Below are 15066 nucleotides of genomic sequence, written 5' to 3' on the forward strand. Positions count from 1 at the left end.
CGGGGCCGACGGGCCAGTGGCGGCACTCCCCTGTTCGCGGCACAGCCTCGGTCGCGGCATCTCACGGGGTGCCACGCGAACGGGCCGGGCCTCCGTGAGGAGACCCGGCCCGAGACCGTTGCAGTTGTGCCTTACTTGAGCGAGCCGAACTCGACGTTCAGCGGGGCGTAGGTGTTGTCCTTGCCGTACTGGTAGATGCCCATGTACGCCTCGGTGGGGTCACCGTTGTCGTCGAAGGTGATCGGTCCGGAGATGCCGTCGTAGTCGATGTCGGTGCCGGCTGCGAGCAGGTCGGCGCACTCTTCGAAGGCCGTGCACTTGGTGCCGCCCTCCGAAACATCCTTCAGCTTCGACTGGATGGCCGGGCCGGTGGTGTCACCGGCGGCGATCGCGGCGAGACCCATGAGGATCACGGCGTCGTACGACTCGGCGGAGTAGCTGTAGTCGGCCAGGTCGGGGTCGACACCCAGCAGCTTCGACTTGAAGTCATCCTCGGCGAATACGCCGGGCAGGGTGCCCTTGGCGCAGTTGAGGAGGCCCTTGTCGAAGTCCTTCGAGTAGTCGGACAGGTTGCCGTCGACGAAGTACGTCTTGCCGCCGGAGAAGCCCTTGGTGCCGACGAGCTCGGGCATGATGACCTTGGTCTGGTCGAACGCGATCACGGCGATGGCGTCGGGGTCTTCGGCGAGCACGGCGTCGATCTGGGCGCTGAACTGGCTGTCACCCTCGTTGAAGGCTTCGGACGCGACGACCTTGCCGCCGGCTGCCTCAATAGCCTGCGTCACGTTGTCGGTCAGTCCGGTGCCGTAGGCATCGTTCAGGTAGATGATGCCGACGTTCTCGTTGCCGTCGCCCACGATGGTGTTGCCGAGCACGCGGCCCTGCAGCACATCGGAGGGGGCGGTGCGGAAGTAGTAGCCGCCGTCGGGGTAGTCGCTGAACTCGGGCGCCGTGTTGGCCGGCGAGATCTGCACGACCTGAGCCTGCGTCACCTGGTCGATGAACGTCTTGGTGACACCCGAGGATGCCGCACCGACGATGCCCGAAACGCCCTGGCTGATGAGGTCGGTGGCCGACTGGGTGGCGATGTCGGTGGTGGTGTCACCGGAGTCGCGGTTGATGATCTCGACGTTACCGCCGAGGACGCCGTCCTTCGACGCGTTGATGTCGTCGGCGGCGAGCTGCACACCGGCGATCTCGGGCGGGCCGAGGAAGGCGAGGCTACCGGTCGTCGGCAGGATGGTGCCGATCTTGAGTTTGGTGTCACGAGCAACGGCCGCCGCGGGTTCTGCGGGGCTGAGGTTCGGAGTCGAGGTGGCCGCGTCGGGCCCGCACGATTCGGCCGAGGCGGAAGAGGTCGTCTCCTCGCCGGACCCACCGCTCGTACATCCGGTCAGCACGAGAGCTGACACGGTGAAGGCGGCGATACCCGCTGCGTAGCGCAGCGGCTTCTTGCGAATGGAACTAAGTGGCGCTGTGTTGCTCATGGTGCTCCTTATGACGTCGCTGATGTAAGGGCACGACAACTGCGAAGGTGCCGTTAGGTCACGTTAAAGGCGGGAAGGTCCCGCCACGTTCCGGTCATGTTACGCGCGTGTAACGCTCTGGGGGAAGGTTTATTTGCGCTGGCGTTTTGTGGCCACTATCGCGTCGACGCTGAGAATGACCAGCGCGACCCACACGAGACCGAATCCGACCCAGCGCTCGAGGGGCATGGCCTCGTGCAGAATCGCCACGCCGACGGCGAACTGGATGATGGGCGCCACGTACTGGATGAACCCCATCCACACGAGCGGCAGCCGCCGGGCGGCCGAGGCGAAGAACAGCAGCGGAACGGCCGTGATCACACCGGATGCAATGAGCAGCAGCGTGTGCCAGATGCTCACGTTTCCGAACGTGATGCCCGTCGTGAGCCCCACGATGACGAGTTGCACGATGGCGACGGGCGCGAGCCACACGGTCTCGAGCGCGAGGCCGGACACGGCATCCACCGACCCGCCGACGCGTTTCTTGATCAGGCCGTAGAAGCCGAAGGAGAACGCGAGCACGAGCGAGATCCAGGGCAGCCGGCCGTAGCCGACGGTGAGCACGACGACGGCGAGGATGCTGATGCCCACGGCCAGCCACTGCGACACGCGCAGGCGTTCCTTGAGCAGGAGCACGCCGAGGAAGATCGTGACGATGGGGTTGATGAAGTAGCCGAGCGCCGCCTCGACCACGTGGCCCGTGAGCGTGGCGATGACGTAGGTCTGCCAGTTGGCATAGATGAAGAGGCCCGCGAGCCCCATGGTGAAGAGGATGCGCGGCTGCTTGACGACGGCCACGAAGGGTTTCCACGCGCGCGTGACGGCGATGAGGATGGCGCAGAAGACGAGCGAGAACAGGATGCGGAGGGCGACGACCTCCCACGGGCCGGCGGGCACGAGCGTGAGGAAGTAGAGGGGCAGCACGCCCCAGAGGCCGTAGGCGGAGACGGCGTAGATGAGGCCGGCGCGGCGGTGCGCGGCATCGGTGAGCGCAGGTGCGGGCGCGGCGGCGGGTGCGGCCGGGCCGTCGGATGCGTCGGGCGCGGCATTCGAGGCGGCGCCGGGCGCGGTGGCGGGGGTATTCGCGAGGTTCAGGTCGAGGTCGACCTCTGACGGGTCCGAGGGGTTTTGCACTCTCTCGATGTTAGACCTGCGCCCGGGCCTGGTCGCGCGGAAGAACGGTCACGCATCCTCGCGTTCCTGCCAGCGCAAGCAGTGCCTGGATGGAACGGCATCTCCCCCGTGGACGCGACAACGCCCCGGTGCCGAAGCATCCGGGGCGTTGCGGTGGTTCTGGTGCGCTGCGTAGCTGCCGCGCGGGGGGTCGTCGTTATCGGACGATGACCGCGAGCACGTCGCGAGCCGAGAGCACGAGGTAGTCATTGCCGTCGAACTTCACTTCGGTTCCGCCGTACTTGGAGTAGATGACGCGGTCGCCGGTGGCGACGTCGAGAGGAACGCGGTTGCCGTTGTCGTCGATGCGGCCGGGGCCGACGGCGACGACTTCGCCCTCCTGGGGCTTTTCTTTGGCGGTGTCGGGGATGACGAGACCGGAAGCAGTGGTCTGCTCGGCTTCGACCTGCTTGATGACGATGCGATCCTCGAGCGGCTTGATGGAGACCGACACGGTTGACCTCTTTCTGAACAACGTACGAAATGGACTGGTGGCCCGATGGACGCGAGGCCCGGCGGGCGTTAGCACCCTCACTGCGAGAGTGCTAATGCCAGTGTAGGCAACCGGCTGGCACTCGTGCAACGTGAGTGCCAATTATTGCGGCGATCCGTGCGCGGACGGCTGGCCTCGGCCCGGGAAGGTTGACGGTAGGTTGACGTGGTGGAGAAAACCGAGCTCGTCGAACTTCTGACCCCCGCAGGCCTCACGCTACTCGACTCGATCGATGTCGATGCGCTGGCGTCCGATCCGGTGTCGACCGTCGCCCGGTTGCGCGAGGCGGGTCATACGCCCGCGCTCGTGCAGGCCGTGCTCACGCAGGCGCGTCTGCGGCGCAAGGCCGTCACGAAGTTCGGTGATTTCGCGAGCCGCATGTTGTTCACCGAGGCGGGCCTCGAGCAGGCCACGCGGTTGCGGGTCGCGGCGGTGCACGCGGGGCGGTTCCAGGCGGCCGGCATCCGTTCGGTCGCCGACCTGGGCTGCGGAAACGGCGGCGATGCGATGGCTCTGGCCGCCCTCGATCTCGATGTCACGGCGGTCGATTCCGACGAGGTCACGGCGGTCGTGGCGAGTTACAACCTGGCGCCGTTCCCTTCGGCGCGGGCCGAGCACGGCGATGCGGCGGCTTTTGATGTGGATGCGGTGGACGCCGTGTTCTTCGATCCGGCCCGGCGCACGGCGGGGCACCAGAACACGTCGCGGTTGACCAAGCCGTCGGACTATTCGCCGTCGCTCGATCTCGTGTTCGACGTGGCGTCGCGCCTGCCGACGGGTGTGAAGCTCGGGCCCGGGTTTGATCGTGAACTGATTCCGGCCGAGGCCGAGGCGCAGTGGGTGAGCGTCGACGGCCAGGTGGTGGAGATGGGTTTGTGGTTCGGCTCGCTGGCGCGGGCGGGTGTGCGTCGCGCGGCCCTGGTGTTGTCGGCGGCGGGCAGCGACGAGTTGGTGTCGGATGCCGACAGCGCCGACGTGGACGTGCGCGAGCTGGGTGAGTTCGTCTACGAGCCGGATGGCGCGGTCATCCGGGCGCGTCTGATCGGTCAGCTGGCGACGCAGGTGGGTGCCGGCATGGTGAGCGACGGGATCGCTTATCTGACGGGCGACGAAGCCGTGCAGACGCCTTTCGCGTCGGTGTTCCGGGTGCTCGAGCGGTGGCCGCTCGACGAGAAGCGCATCAAGCGCGAGCTGAAGGAGCGTGGCGTGGGCACCGTCGAGATCAAGAAGCGCGGTGTGGATGTCGATCCCGCCGCGTTCCGCAAGCGCCTGGCCCCGAAGGGCCGCGGCTCGGCGACCCTGATCTTGACCCGGGTCGCCGGCCGCCACACGGCGCTTCTCGTGGAGCGCGTTACTTCAGATAGTCGATGATCGTCAGGATGCTGTAGGCCAACCAGGCGAGCGACAGCAGCGTTCCCACGCCTCCCGTCACGACCGCGGCGAGCGCCATGCCCGACGCGTGGGGTTCTTTGCGGCGGGCGCGCAGGCCCAGTACGAGCGCGACGATGGCCACGGGCAGTGTCCACCCGAAGATGATGCCGCCGATCACGCCGATGACGCCCAGCACGACGCCGGTCGTGGCGAGCGGATGCCGGGGCTTCGACGGTTTCACCGGGATCGCGCTGGCCGCCGCGATGCCCTGGTCATACCCGGGGTATGCCCCGTAGCCGACCGGAGCCTGAGTCTGCGCGCCGTATCCCGCCTGGCCGCCCGCGCCGCCCTGACCGCCGGCTTGAGGCTGGCCATACTGTTGCGGCTGACCATAGTGTTGCGGCTGACCATACTGCTGCGGCTGACTCGGGTAGTGCGTCTGGCCGGAGCCCTGCGGCTGGCCCGGGTACTGCGTCTGACTCGGGTAGTGCGTCTGGCCGGAGCTCTGCGGCTGTTGCGTGGCCTGCTGAGCCGACGGTTGAGAAGCGGGCGAGGACTGGCCGTACTGCTGAGACTGCCCATACTGCTGCGGCTGACCGAACGCCTGCGGCTGACCGTACTGCTGAGCCTGCTGCCCGTATGCCGGCGCCTGTCCCGATGCCTGGCCCGATGCTTGGCCCTGTTGCGCGGCCGACGGGGGCTGAGCATTCTGCGACGGCTGCTGACCGAACGTCTGCGGCTGCCCGTACTGCTGAGCTTGGCCGAACTGCTGCGGCTGCCCATACTGCTGCGGCTGACCCGAGGGCTGAGACTGCCCGTACTGCTGCGGCTGACCGTTGCCCTGCGGCTGGCCGGGCTGCTGCGGCTGACCGGGCTGCTGCGCCTGGCCGTAGCCCTGCGGCTGCGGAGGCTGACCGGCAGACTGCGGCTGCCCATATGACTGCGTCTGCCCATATGATTGCGGCTGCCCATACGGCTGCTGCGGCGCCCCGCCCTGCTGCCATGTCGGCACGGGCTGCCCAGGAGCCTGCCCGTTCGCGCCGGCAGCCTGCCCGTTCGCGCCGGGAGCCTGCCACGACTGCGGAGGCGTGGGCGGCACGGACGGCTCGCCCTGGGGACGTTGTTCGTCGGTCATGAGGTCTCCTTCGCCGGGCGTCTGCCGCCGGGTCTAGCGTATTGAGTTCCCGACTCAGACTCCACCGACGGAGCCGCCTGTGGATAACTCCGCACCGAACTTCCGCGCAGGGCCCACGCAGACCCCTCGCAGACCCTCAGCGCACCTGGATCTCGGTCACGGGCAGCGACGAGTCGGCCGGGAAGTCGAGCGTCGACGGCGCGTGCCCGTTCATGATCAGCTGCGCCCCGAGTTCGGCGATCATCGCCCCGTTGTCGGTGCACAGCGACAGCGGCGGAATGCGCAACTGCACCCCGGCGGCCTGAGCACGCTCCGCGGCCAGCTCGCGCACGCGCGCGTTCGCGACGACGCCTCCGCCCAGCAGCAAACGGGGGACGTCGTAGTCGTGGCACGCCGCAATGGCCTTGGTCAGCAGAACATCCGCCACGGCCTCGCGGAAACTCGCCGCGACATCTGCCACCGGCACCTCGTCGCCGTCGTCGCGTTTCTTCTCGACCCAGCGCGCAACGGCCGTCTTCAGCCCCGAGAACGAGAAGTCGTAGCGGTGCTTCTCGAGGTCCTTCGGCAACGTCAAACCACGGGGAAAACGAATCGCCTTCGGGTCTCCGGATGCCGCCACCCGGTCGATCTGCGGTCCGCCCGGGTAGGGCAGCCCCAAGACGCGGGCCACCTTGTCGAAGGCCTCGCCGGCCGCGTCGTCGATGGTCTCGCCCAGCAGCTCGACGTCGCTCACGAGGTCGCGCACGAGCAGCAGCGACGTGTGCCCGCCCGACACGAGCAGCGCCACGGTCGGGTATTCGAAAGCATCCCCCGCGGGGTCGAGGATGTCGGCGCCGACGTGTCCGACGAGGTGGTTCACGGCGTAGAGCGGTTTGTCCAGCGACACGGCGAGCGCCTTGGCGGCGCCGATGCCCACCATGAGCGCACCCGAGAGCCCGGGGCCCGACGTGACGGCAATCGCATCGAGGTCGTGCAGGCTGATGCCCGCCTCGGCGACGGCCTCGTGGATGGCGGGAACGATGGCCTCGAGGTGGGCGCGCGCGGCGACCTCGGGCACGACGCCGCCATACCGGGCATGCTCGTCCATCGACGACGCGATGGTGTTGCTCAGCAGCTCGCGCCCGCGCACGATGCCGATGCCGGTTTCGTCGCACGACGTCTCGATGCCCAGGACGAGCGGGTTGTCGGTGTTCACGCGGGGGCCTCCGTGGCGGTGATCTCGTGGCCGACCGCCAGGCCGGGTTGCGGCTCGGGGACGGTGAGTTTCATGACGACGGCGGCGACGTCATCCGGTTGGTAATAGTGCGGACGCACCGCGATGGGCACGAAACCGAGGCTGTCATAGAGCCCCTGCGCGACCGGGTTGTCTTCGCGCACCTCGAGGAAAACTTCTGAGACGCGCCGACGTCGGGCTTCGCCGAGCAGGGCGCCCATGAGCACGCGACCGAGGCCCCGTCTGCGCGCGTGTTCGGCCACGGCGATGGTCTGCACGTCGCCGTCGCGCGATCCGGCCGGGGCGAGAAAACCCGCATAGCCGTCGATGGCGTCGGGGGTTTCGGGATGGAAGGCGACCACGTAATAGGTGTGCGGCGAAGCGACATCCGCTCGCATCATCTCGTCGCTCCACGCGTCGGTCTCGAACACGCTCGTCTCGATGGCCATGATGGCGGCAACGTCGTCGAGCGTGGCGCGGCGCAGCTGCCAGGTCACGCCGTCACCCGCTTGGGGCCCGCCGACAGCGTCACGTCGGGCGAGCGCAGGTAGAGCGGTTCGTCGGCGGGGAAGGGCAGCCCGGCGGCATAGCGTCGCTCGGCCACCATGCCGAGGGCGCTGGCCGACACGGATGTCGCATCCACCCGGTTCGCGGCCTCGGGCAGGTCGTCGGGCTTCGCCAGGGCGGGTCCCTGCACGCGCGTGTCGGCGTCGCTGTAGGTGGAGTAGTAGCGCTCGCGGCGGCGGGCATCGGTGACGACGAGCAGTTCGCCCGTTCCCCCGGCTTCGTACCAGTCGGCGGCGATGGCGTCGTGGCTGACCATGGGCACGAGCGGTTTGCCGGCGCCGAGCGCGAACACCCGGGCCGCGGCGATGCCGATGCGCAGGCCCGTGAAGGGGCCGGGGCCCATGCCCGCGACGACACCCGAGAGTTCGTCGACCGTGACGCCCGCCTCCGCCAGCACATCGCGGATGAGCGCGCCCACGACCTCGGCGTGGCGCATGGTGTCGGCCTCGCCGCGTTCGGCGATCACGCCGCGTTCGAGGTCGACGACGGCGACGCTCGTTCCGATGGAGGAATCCAGGACCAATAGCACTCCCCCAGCCTACCTTCGGGGCGCGGGCCGCATTCGGCTCAGGCCTGCGGCGAGGACCGCATTCGGCTCAGGCCTCCGGGGCCGCCCGCCGTTCGATGCGCACGCGGCGCACGTCGGTGGGTCGCTCGAGGCGCACCTCGTACCAGGCGTCGGCCACCCCATCCAGCATGCCGTTGCCCCACTCGACCACCACGACCGAGCGCTCGAAGTCGATGTCGAGGTCGTCGAGTTCGAGCGCGCTGCCCAGGCGGTAGGCGTCGACGTGCACGAGCGGCGGTCCGCCCACCAGCGAGGGGTGCGTGCGCGCGAGCACGAACGTGGGGCTGGTGACAGGGCCACGGATGCCGAGGCCCTCGCCGATGCCACGGCTCAGCGTGGTCTTCCCCGCCCCGAGCGGCCCGTCGAGCACGACCAGGTCGCCCGCCCGCAGCAGCCCCGCGAAACGGATGCCGAGCTCGTGCATGTCCTCGGCCGTCGGCACCTCGGCGTCGAACGGCAGCTCGAGCACGTCGGACGTCACCGCCGCGCCAGCCTCCGCCCGGGAATCGGTGCCGGCACCGTCGCCCGCGCCGCTTGTCGCCTGGGGCCCGTTCACGAGCGGTACTCCTTCCGCACCCGCGGCCCGATCCGCGTCACGATCTCGTAGTTGATGGTGTCGGCGGCATCGGCCCAGTCATCCGCGGTCGGCTCGCCGTCGTTCCCCGCGCCGAACAGCACCACCTCGTCGCCCACCGCGACCTCGTCGGAGCCCACGTCGACGACGAACTGGTCCATCGCCACGCGCCCCGACACGGTGTAACGGCGGCCGTTGATCGACACGGGCCCGCGGTTCGAGGCGTGCCGCGGGATGCCGTCGGCATACCCCAGCGGCACGAGTGCGAGTCGTGTGGGCGCTTCGGTGCGGTACGTGTAGTTGTAGGAGACGCCGGCTCCGGCATCCACGGTTCTGACCGCCGCCACGCGCGCCGTCAGCCGCATCACGGGCACGAGGCCGAGGTCCGCCGACGTGCGGTCGTCGAAGGGACTCAGGCCATAGAGCCCGACGCCCAGCCGCACCATGTCGTAGCGCGACTCGGGCAGGTCGATCGCGGCCGCCGTCGCCGCCGCATGCAGCAGAACGGGTCGAAGCCCGGCCTGAGCGGCCAAGCGGATGCCGCGCTCGAAGCAGGCCAGGGCCGCGCGATCGTCCTCGGGCGAGGTGTTCGACAGGTGCGTGAACAGCCCGTGTACGCGCAGCAGCCCGTCCGATTCGAGCGCCTGAGCCCGCGCGAACAACGCATCCCATTCGATCTCGGAGGCGCCGTTGCGGCTCAGACCCGTCTCGAGCTTCAGCTGCACGACGGCCGGTCGCTCGCGGGATGCCGCGGCCGCCACGCGCTCCAGCTGCGACGCCGATGACACACCGATCTCGATGCCCGCATCCAACGCGTCGTCGAAGGCCACGTCGGGCCCGTGCAACCAGCACAGAATCGGCGCCTCGATGCCCGCCGCCCGCAGCGCCAGCGCCTCGTCGAGGTCGGCCGTGCCCAGGTAGTCGGCGCCCGCCGCGACCGCCGCGCGCGCCACCTCGATCGCGCCGTGGCCGTAGGCGTCTGCCTTCACGACCGTGAGCACCTTGACGTCGCCGACGATCTCGCGCACGCGGCGCAGGTTGGCGGCCACCGCGTCGAGGTCGATGGTGGCGCTTCGGAAGTCGGTCATGCTGCTATTTTGCCTCAGCTTCGGGGGCCCGATCGGCGGGTGCGTTGCGCTCGGCGACGACGAATGCCATCGCGGCGCCACCGTCGTGGCTCATCGACAGATGCACGACGTCGATGCCGCGCGCAGCGACCCGCTCGGCCGTGCCACCCGAGAAACGGAACATCGGGTCACCCTCGGCGTTGTTCGACACCTCGATCTCGAGCCAGCGGATGCCGTCCGACGAACCGAGCGCCTTGATCAGGGCTTCCTTCGCGGCGAACCGCCCGGCCAGCGACCGCAGCGGTTTCTCGCGCTCGGCCGTCGTGAACAGGCGCTCCTTCAGCCGCGGCGTGCGCGACACCGAGCGCTCGAAACGCGCGAGGTCAACGAGGTCGACGCCGATACCGACGATCACCGTGCACCTCCTGGAGCGGGCACCCCGAGCACAGCCGACGGCCGCAGACCGACCGTGCCAAGCGAACGACCGACAACCGGCATGCTGTGGTCGTTACTCGACGGTGACGGACTTGGCCAGGTTGCGCGGCTGGTCGACGTCGAGACCCTTGGCCGTCGACAGTTCCATCGCGAAGATCTGCATCGGGATGACGGCGAGCAGCGGTTCGAACAGCGGCGCGGCGAGCGGAATCCGCAGCACCTCGTCGGCGAAGGGCAGCACCGCGGCGTCGCCCTCTTCGGCAATCGCGATGATACGCGCGCCGCGAGCCCGGATCTCCTGAATGTTCGAGACGACCTTGGCGTGCAGCATGGCCGAACCGCGCGGGCTCGGCACGATGACGAACACGGGCTGGCCGGGCTCGATCAGGGCGATCGGTCCGTGCTTCAGCTCTCCCGCCGCGAAGCCCTCGGCGTGGATGTAGGCCAGCTCCTTGAGCTTGAGCGCGCCCTCGAGTGCGATCGGGTAGCCCACGTGACGGCCGAGGAACAGCACGGCGCGGCTGTCGGACATCCAGTGCGCGAGCTCGCCGATGACCTTCTTCTCGTCGAGCACGAAGCGGATCTTCTCGGGGATCGAGCGCAGCTCCTCGACCTGCTCGGCGAGGAACTCCGGCGTCTGCGTGCCGCGGATGCGTGCGAGGTGCAGCGCGAAGAGGTAGAGGGCCGTGATCTGCGCGACGAAGGCCTTGGTCGATGCGACGGCGACCTCGGGGCCCGCGTGCGTGTAGACGACGGCATCCGATTCGCGCGGGATCGTGGCGCCCTGCGTGTTGCACACGGACAGCGTCTTGGCGCCCGACTCGCGCGCGAACTTGACGGCCATGAGCGTGTCCATGGTCTCACCGGACTGGCTGATCGAGACCACCAGGGTGCGCGGCGTGATGACGGGTTCGCGGTAGCGGAACTCGTGGCTGAGCTCGACGTCGACGGGGATGCCGGCCCACTTCTCGAGCGCGTACTTGCCCACCATGCCGGCGTAGGCGGCCGTGCCGCAGGCGATCACGACGATGCGGTCGATGTCGCTGAAGAGCTGGTCGAGGTCGGCGAGTTCGGGGATGACGATCTGCCCGTCCTCGATGCGACCGCGCAGGGTGTTGGCCACCGCGTCGGGCTCTTCGTCGATCTCCTTGGCCATGAAGCTCGGCCATCCGCCCTTCTCGGCGGCCGCGGCATCCCACTGCACCTCGAAGGCTTCGACCTCGACGGGGGCGCCGTCGAAGTCCGTGACGGTGACCGACTCGGGTGTGATGGTGACGATCTGGTCCTGGCCGATGGCGAGGGCCCGGCGCGTGAAGGCGACGAAGGCCGCGACATCCGAACCGAGGAAGTTTTCGCCGTCGCCCAGGCCGATGACGAGGGGCGAGTTGCGGCGGGCACCGACGACCACGCCGGGCGAGTCTTGGTGCACGGCGAGGAGCGTGAAGGCGCCCTCGAGGCGCGAGACGACCGAGCGGAACGCCTCTTCGAGGTTGCCGACGCGGCGGTATTCGCGGCCGATCATGACGGCGGCGACCTCGGTGTCGGTCTCGCTCTCGAACGTGAAGCCCTCGGCCAGCAGCTCGGTCTTCAGCGTGTTGAAGTTCTCGATGATGCCGTTGTGGATGAGGGCCAGGCGGCCGTCGTCACCCAGGTGCGGGTGCGCGTTGCCGTCGGTGGGGCCGCCGTGTGTGGCCCAGCGCGTGTGCCCGATGCCGGTGTGCCCGGCGGGCAGCGGGTCGGCCTGGATGTCGTCGACCAAGACCTTGAGCTTGCCGGCACGTTTGCGCGTGTGCATGGCCCCGTCGTCGTCGATCACAGCCACGCCCGCGGAGTCGTATCCGCGGTATTCGAGGCGGCCGAGACCGGTGAGCAAGACATCAAGTGAGTCGCCGTTTCCGACGTATCCAACGATTCCACACATGTTCGACAGCCTACCCGGAATAGACTGTGTCCCTATGTCAGGAGCCCCTCGAGCCGACCCGTCGGCCACGCCCCACTCCCCCGCGACGGGCCAGGTCACGACCGCCTCCGAGTCGACGCCCTTCGTCGAGATCCTGCGCTCCGACTGGGCGCGACTGGCCCCCACCACGTCGTCTCCCCTGACGGATGCCGAGATCGTGCAATTGCGCGGCATCGGCGACCGGCTCGACATGGGCGAGGTCGCCGAGGTGTACCTGCCGCTCAGCCGCCTGCTCAGCCTCTACGTGGCCAACGCGAAGAAGCTCCACGACGACACCACCGCTTTCTTGGGCGGCAGCACCGCCCGCACGCCCTTCGTCATCGGCGTGGCGGGTTCGGTCGCCGTCGGCAAGTCGACCGTCGCCCGGCTCCTGCGCGAACTCATGGCCCGCTGGCCCGACACCCCGCGCGTCGAACTCGTCACCACCGACGGGTTCCTCTACCCCAACGCCGAGCTCGAGCGCCGCGGCATCATGGCCCGCAAGGGTTTCCCCGAGTCCTACGACCGGCGGGCCCTGCTGCGCTTCATCACCGAGGTGAAAAGCGGCCGCTCCGAGGTGCGCACACCCGTCTATTCGCATATGAAGTACGACATCGTCGAAGATGCGCACGTCGTGGTGCGCCGACCGGATGTCCTCATCGTCGAGGGTCTCAACGTGCTGCAGCCGGCGCCCAACGGTCGCAGCCTCGCGGTGAGCGACCTCTTCGACTTCAGCATCTACGTCGACGCCCGCACCTCGGATATCGCGCAGTGGTACGAGGATCGCTTCATGCAGTTGCAGCAGGGCGCCTTCGCCAACCCCAACTCCTACTTCAACGTGTTCACCGATCTCACGGCCGAGGAGGCGCGCAAGCGGGCCCGCCTCTACTGGACCGAGATCAACGAGCCCAACCTGGTCGACAACATCCGCCCGACCAAGGCGCGCGCCAAACTCGTCCTGCGCAAGGACTCGAACCACTCGGTCAGCTCGGTCCTCCTGCGCAAGGTCTAGCGGGCCCCTCCCGGGAACGCGTCAGACGCCCGGGCGGTCGGAGAACGCGTCAGCGACACCGGCGTTCGGAGAACGCGTCAGCGACACCGGCGTTCGGAGAACGCGTCAGACGCCCAAGCGGTCGCGCACGACATCCGCGAGGCGGTGCGCGAGTCGATCGGCCGTGGGCTGATCGGCGGCTTCCACCATGACGCGCACGAGCGGCTCGGTGCCACTCGGTCGCAGCAACACACGACCCGATTCGCCCAGCTCGGCCTCAGCCTCGGCCAGCGCGACAGCGAGGGGCTCGTCGGTGTGCAGCGCGGCCCGATCGACCCCGCTCACGTTGACCAGGATCTGCGGGTAGACCGACATGACGCCGGCCAGTTCTTTCAGGCTCTTGCCGGTGCGCGCCATCTCGCTGACGAGGTGCAGCCCCGTGAGGATGCCGTCACCCGTCGTCGCGAAATCACTCATGATCACGTGGCCTGACTGCTCGCCGCCGAGAGAGAAGCCGCCCTCGTTCATGGCCTCGAGCACGTAGCGGTCACCCACGCGCGTCTGCAGCATGGTGATGCCGTTGTCCGCCATGGCCATGCGCAGTCCGAGGTTGGACATGACCGTGGCGACGAGCGTGTCGTCGCGCAGGCGCCCGCGCTCTTTCATCGAGACCGCGAGGATGGCCATGATCTGGTCGCCGTCGATGATGTTGCCGTCGGCGTCGACGGCCAGGCAGCGGTCGGCGTCTCCGTCGTGCGCGATGCCCACCTGGGCGCCGTGGGCGAGCACGGCTTCGGCCAGCAGGTCGAGATGTGTCGACCCGACGCCGTCGTTGATGTTCATGCCGTCGGGATCGTTGCCGATCACGGTGACCTGGGCCCCCGCGTCGCGGAAGGCCTCGGGCGAGACGCCGGCGGCGGCACCGTGCGCGCAGTCGAGCACGACGTGGATGCCGGCGAGCGGATGCGGCAGCGTGCTGAGCAGGTGAACGACGTAGCGGTCTTCGGCGTCGGCGAACCGACGAATGCGCCCCACATCGGCTCCGATGGGTGCGAGTTTCGGTTCGGCGAGTGCCTCTTCGATGCGGTCTTCGACCTCATCGGCAAGTTTGCGGCCCCCGCGGGCGAAGAACTTGATGCCGTTGTCGGGGGCGGGATTGTGCGATGCCGAGATCATGACGCCGAAGTCGGCGCCGATGTCGGCGATCAGGTAGGCGGCTGCCGGGGTGGGCAGCACGCCCGCTTCCAGCACGTCGACGCCGGCCGAGGCGAGCCCGGCGGCGACGGCGGCGGAAATGAACTCGCCCGAGACACGAGGGTCTCGGGCGAGAACTGCAACCGGACGGCGTCCGGCGTCGCGAGCCTCCGCGCCGAGCACGCGCGCGGCGGCCTGAGCCAGACCGAGCGCGAGCTCGACAGTGAGGTGTTGGTTCGCGACGCCACGGACGCCGTCGGTTCCGAAAAGACGGGGCATAAAGCTTGAGTCTAGGTTCGGCGAGCGATTAACGCTTGGAGAACTGCGGAGCCTTACGAGCCTTCTTGAGACCAGCCTTCTTGCGCTCCTTGACGCGAGCGTCACGCGAGAGGAAGCCGGCCTTCTTGAGGGTGGCGCGGTTGTTCTCTTCGTCGATCTCGTTCAGGGCACGAGCGATGCCGAGGCGCAGGGCGCCGGCCTGGCCGGAGGGGCCACCACCCGAGATGCGGGCGATGACGTCGTAGCCACCCGCGAGGTCGAGAACCGTGAACGGGTCGTTGATCAGCTGCTGGTGCAGCTTGTTGGGGAAGTACTCGTCGAGCGCACGGCCGTTGACCGTGATGGTGCCCGAGCCGGGGATCAAACGCACGCGGGCAATAGCCTGCTTGCGACGACCGACGGCTGCGCCGGGGACGCTGAGGGGTGCGCGCGGGGTCGACGGTGCGGCCTCGACGGGCGTCTCGGTGGAGAACGTCTCCGGGGTTTCGATGGAATCTGCGATCTTCGCCACTGTGGGAATCCTTAAAGTCTGTCTACTCGG

Annotated in this window: 15 protein-coding genes; 2 read left to right on the forward strand and 13 right to left on the reverse strand. The window is 68.6% G+C overall.

Annotated features, from left to right (window positions below; all coding sequences use genetic code 11):
* Window positions 1-131: 131 nt before the first annotated feature.
* The 3 genes from ACUWEX_RS11805 to groES form a co-directional block, all read right to left on the reverse strand.
* The gene (locus tag ACUWEX_RS11805; protein ID WP_079728080.1) at window positions 132-1487 is read right to left on the reverse strand and encodes an ABC transporter substrate-binding protein; all 1356 of its coding nucleotides are present in this window, start codon (window positions 1485-1487) and stop codon (window positions 132-134) included.
* A 129-nt stretch (window positions 1488-1616) separates the two neighbouring features.
* Window positions 1617-2483, reverse strand: a complete 867-nt coding sequence (rarD, locus tag ACUWEX_RS11810) for an EamA family transporter RarD (RefSeq protein ID WP_234991195.1) — start codon at window positions 2481-2483, stop codon at window positions 1617-1619.
* Window positions 2484-2856: 373 nt separating this feature from the next.
* Complete coding sequence (groES, locus tag ACUWEX_RS11815) at window positions 2857-3153, reverse strand: co-chaperone GroES (protein ID WP_077055127.1); 297 nt, start codon at window positions 3151-3153, stop codon at window positions 2857-2859.
* 207 nt (window positions 3154-3360) lie between these two features.
* Between groES and ACUWEX_RS11820 the strand changes: the two genes are divergently transcribed.
* Window positions 3361-4563 carry a class I SAM-dependent methyltransferase gene (locus tag ACUWEX_RS11820; protein ID WP_445996379.1) on the forward strand — a complete coding sequence of 401 codons (1203 nt, stop codon included), beginning with the start codon at window positions 3361-3363 and terminating at the stop codon, window positions 4561-4563.
* On the opposite strand, the gene ACUWEX_RS11825 is transcribed toward ACUWEX_RS11820, so the two are convergent.
* From ACUWEX_RS11825 to glmS, 8 genes are all read right to left on the reverse strand, one after another.
* Window positions 4544-5698, reverse strand: coding sequence for a hypothetical protein (locus ACUWEX_RS11825; RefSeq protein WP_445996380.1), 1155 nt, complete (start codon window positions 5696-5698; stop codon window positions 4544-4546). The two genes, ACUWEX_RS11820 and ACUWEX_RS11825, sit on opposite strands and share 20 nt — an antisense overlap.
* A gap of 136 nt (window positions 5699-5834) precedes the next feature.
* Window positions 5835-6893, reverse strand: coding sequence for a tRNA (adenosine(37)-N6)-threonylcarbamoyltransferase complex transferase subunit TsaD (tsaD, locus tag ACUWEX_RS11830; RefSeq protein ID WP_445996381.1), 1059 nt, complete (start codon window positions 6891-6893; stop codon window positions 5835-5837).
* On the reverse strand, window positions 6890-7408 hold the full coding sequence (gene rimI, locus ACUWEX_RS11835; protein WP_445996382.1) for a ribosomal protein S18-alanine N-acetyltransferase: 519 nt from the start codon (window positions 7406-7408) through the stop codon (window positions 6890-6892). Before rimI ends, tsaD begins: the two co-directional genes overlap by 4 nt.
* Entirely contained in the window at window positions 7405-8007 is a 603-nt protein-coding gene (tsaB, locus tag ACUWEX_RS11840) for a tRNA (adenosine(37)-N6)-threonylcarbamoyltransferase complex dimerization subunit type 1 TsaB (protein ID WP_445996383.1), read from the reverse strand. Before tsaB ends, rimI begins: the two co-directional genes overlap by 4 nt.
* 67 nt (window positions 8008-8074) lie before the next feature.
* Window positions 8075-8470, reverse strand: a complete 396-nt coding sequence (tsaE, locus tag ACUWEX_RS11845; RefSeq protein WP_445997643.1) for a tRNA (adenosine(37)-N6)-threonylcarbamoyltransferase complex ATPase subunit type 1 TsaE — start codon at window positions 8468-8470, stop codon at window positions 8075-8077.
* A gap of 128 nt (window positions 8471-8598) precedes the next feature.
* Window positions 8599-9708 (reverse strand): alanine racemase, encoded by a 1110-nt coding sequence (gene alr, locus ACUWEX_RS11850; protein ID WP_445996384.1) that lies wholly within the window; start codon window positions 9706-9708, stop codon window positions 8599-8601.
* A 4-nt stretch (window positions 9709-9712) separates the two neighbouring features.
* Window positions 9713-10102: a holo-ACP synthase gene (locus tag ACUWEX_RS11855; RefSeq protein WP_079728072.1), complete on the reverse strand. Its 390-nt coding sequence runs from the start codon at window positions 10100-10102 to the stop codon at window positions 9713-9715.
* A gap of 93 nt (window positions 10103-10195) precedes the next feature.
* Complete coding sequence (gene glmS / locus ACUWEX_RS11860) at window positions 10196-12043, reverse strand: glutamine--fructose-6-phosphate transaminase (isomerizing) (RefSeq protein WP_445996385.1); 1848 nt, start codon at window positions 12041-12043, stop codon at window positions 10196-10198.
* 34 nt (window positions 12044-12077) lie between these two features.
* Here glmS and coaA point away from each other — a divergent pair, with 34 nt between their 5' ends.
* A complete protein-coding gene (coaA, locus tag ACUWEX_RS11865) occupies window positions 12078-13073 on the forward strand; it encodes a type I pantothenate kinase (RefSeq protein ID WP_445996386.1) in 996 nt (331 codons plus the stop codon).
* Between the two features lie 105 nt (window positions 13074-13178).
* On the opposite strand, the gene glmM is transcribed toward coaA, so the two are convergent.
* Both glmM and rpsI read right to left on the reverse strand, forming a co-directional pair.
* Window positions 13179-14525, reverse strand: a complete 1347-nt coding sequence (glmM, locus tag ACUWEX_RS11870; protein ID WP_079728069.1) for a phosphoglucosamine mutase — start codon at window positions 14523-14525, stop codon at window positions 13179-13181.
* 28 nt (window positions 14526-14553) lie between these two features.
* Window positions 14554-15036 (reverse strand): 30S ribosomal protein S9, encoded by a 483-nt coding sequence (rpsI, locus tag ACUWEX_RS11875; RefSeq protein ID WP_077055116.1) that lies wholly within the window; start codon window positions 15034-15036, stop codon window positions 14554-14556.
* Window positions 15037-15066: the final 30 nt, after the last annotated feature.

This window comes from Okibacterium fritillariae, from assembly GCF_052783725.1.

Bases quoted from the DNA above. Each gene is read 5' to 3' on its own strand.
- ACUWEX_RS11805 (WP_079728080.1), bottom strand. From the start codon at position 1,487: ATGAGCAACACAGCGCCACTTAGTTCCATTCGCAAGAAGCCGCTGCGC.
- ACUWEX_RS11825 (WP_445996380.1), bottom strand. From the start codon at position 5,698: ATGACCGACGAACAACGTCCCCAGGGCGAGCCGTCCGTGCCGCCCACG.
- tsaE (WP_445997643.1), bottom strand. From the start codon at position 8,470: ATGCACGAGCTCGGCATCCGTTTCGCGGGGCTGCTGCGGGCGGGCGAC.
- alr (WP_445996384.1), bottom strand. From the start codon at position 9,708: ATGACCGACTTCCGAAGCGCCACCATCGACCTCGACGCGGTGGCCGCC.
- glmS (WP_445996385.1), bottom strand. From the start codon at position 12,043: ATGTGTGGAATCGTTGGATACGTCGGAAACGGCGACTCACTTGATGTC.
- coaA (WP_445996386.1), top strand. From the start codon at position 12,078: ATGTCAGGAGCCCCTCGAGCCGACCCGTCGGCCACGCCCCACTCCCCC.
- glmM (WP_079728069.1), bottom strand. From the start codon at position 14,525: ATGCCCCGTCTTTTCGGAACCGACGGCGTCCGTGGCGTCGCGAACCAA.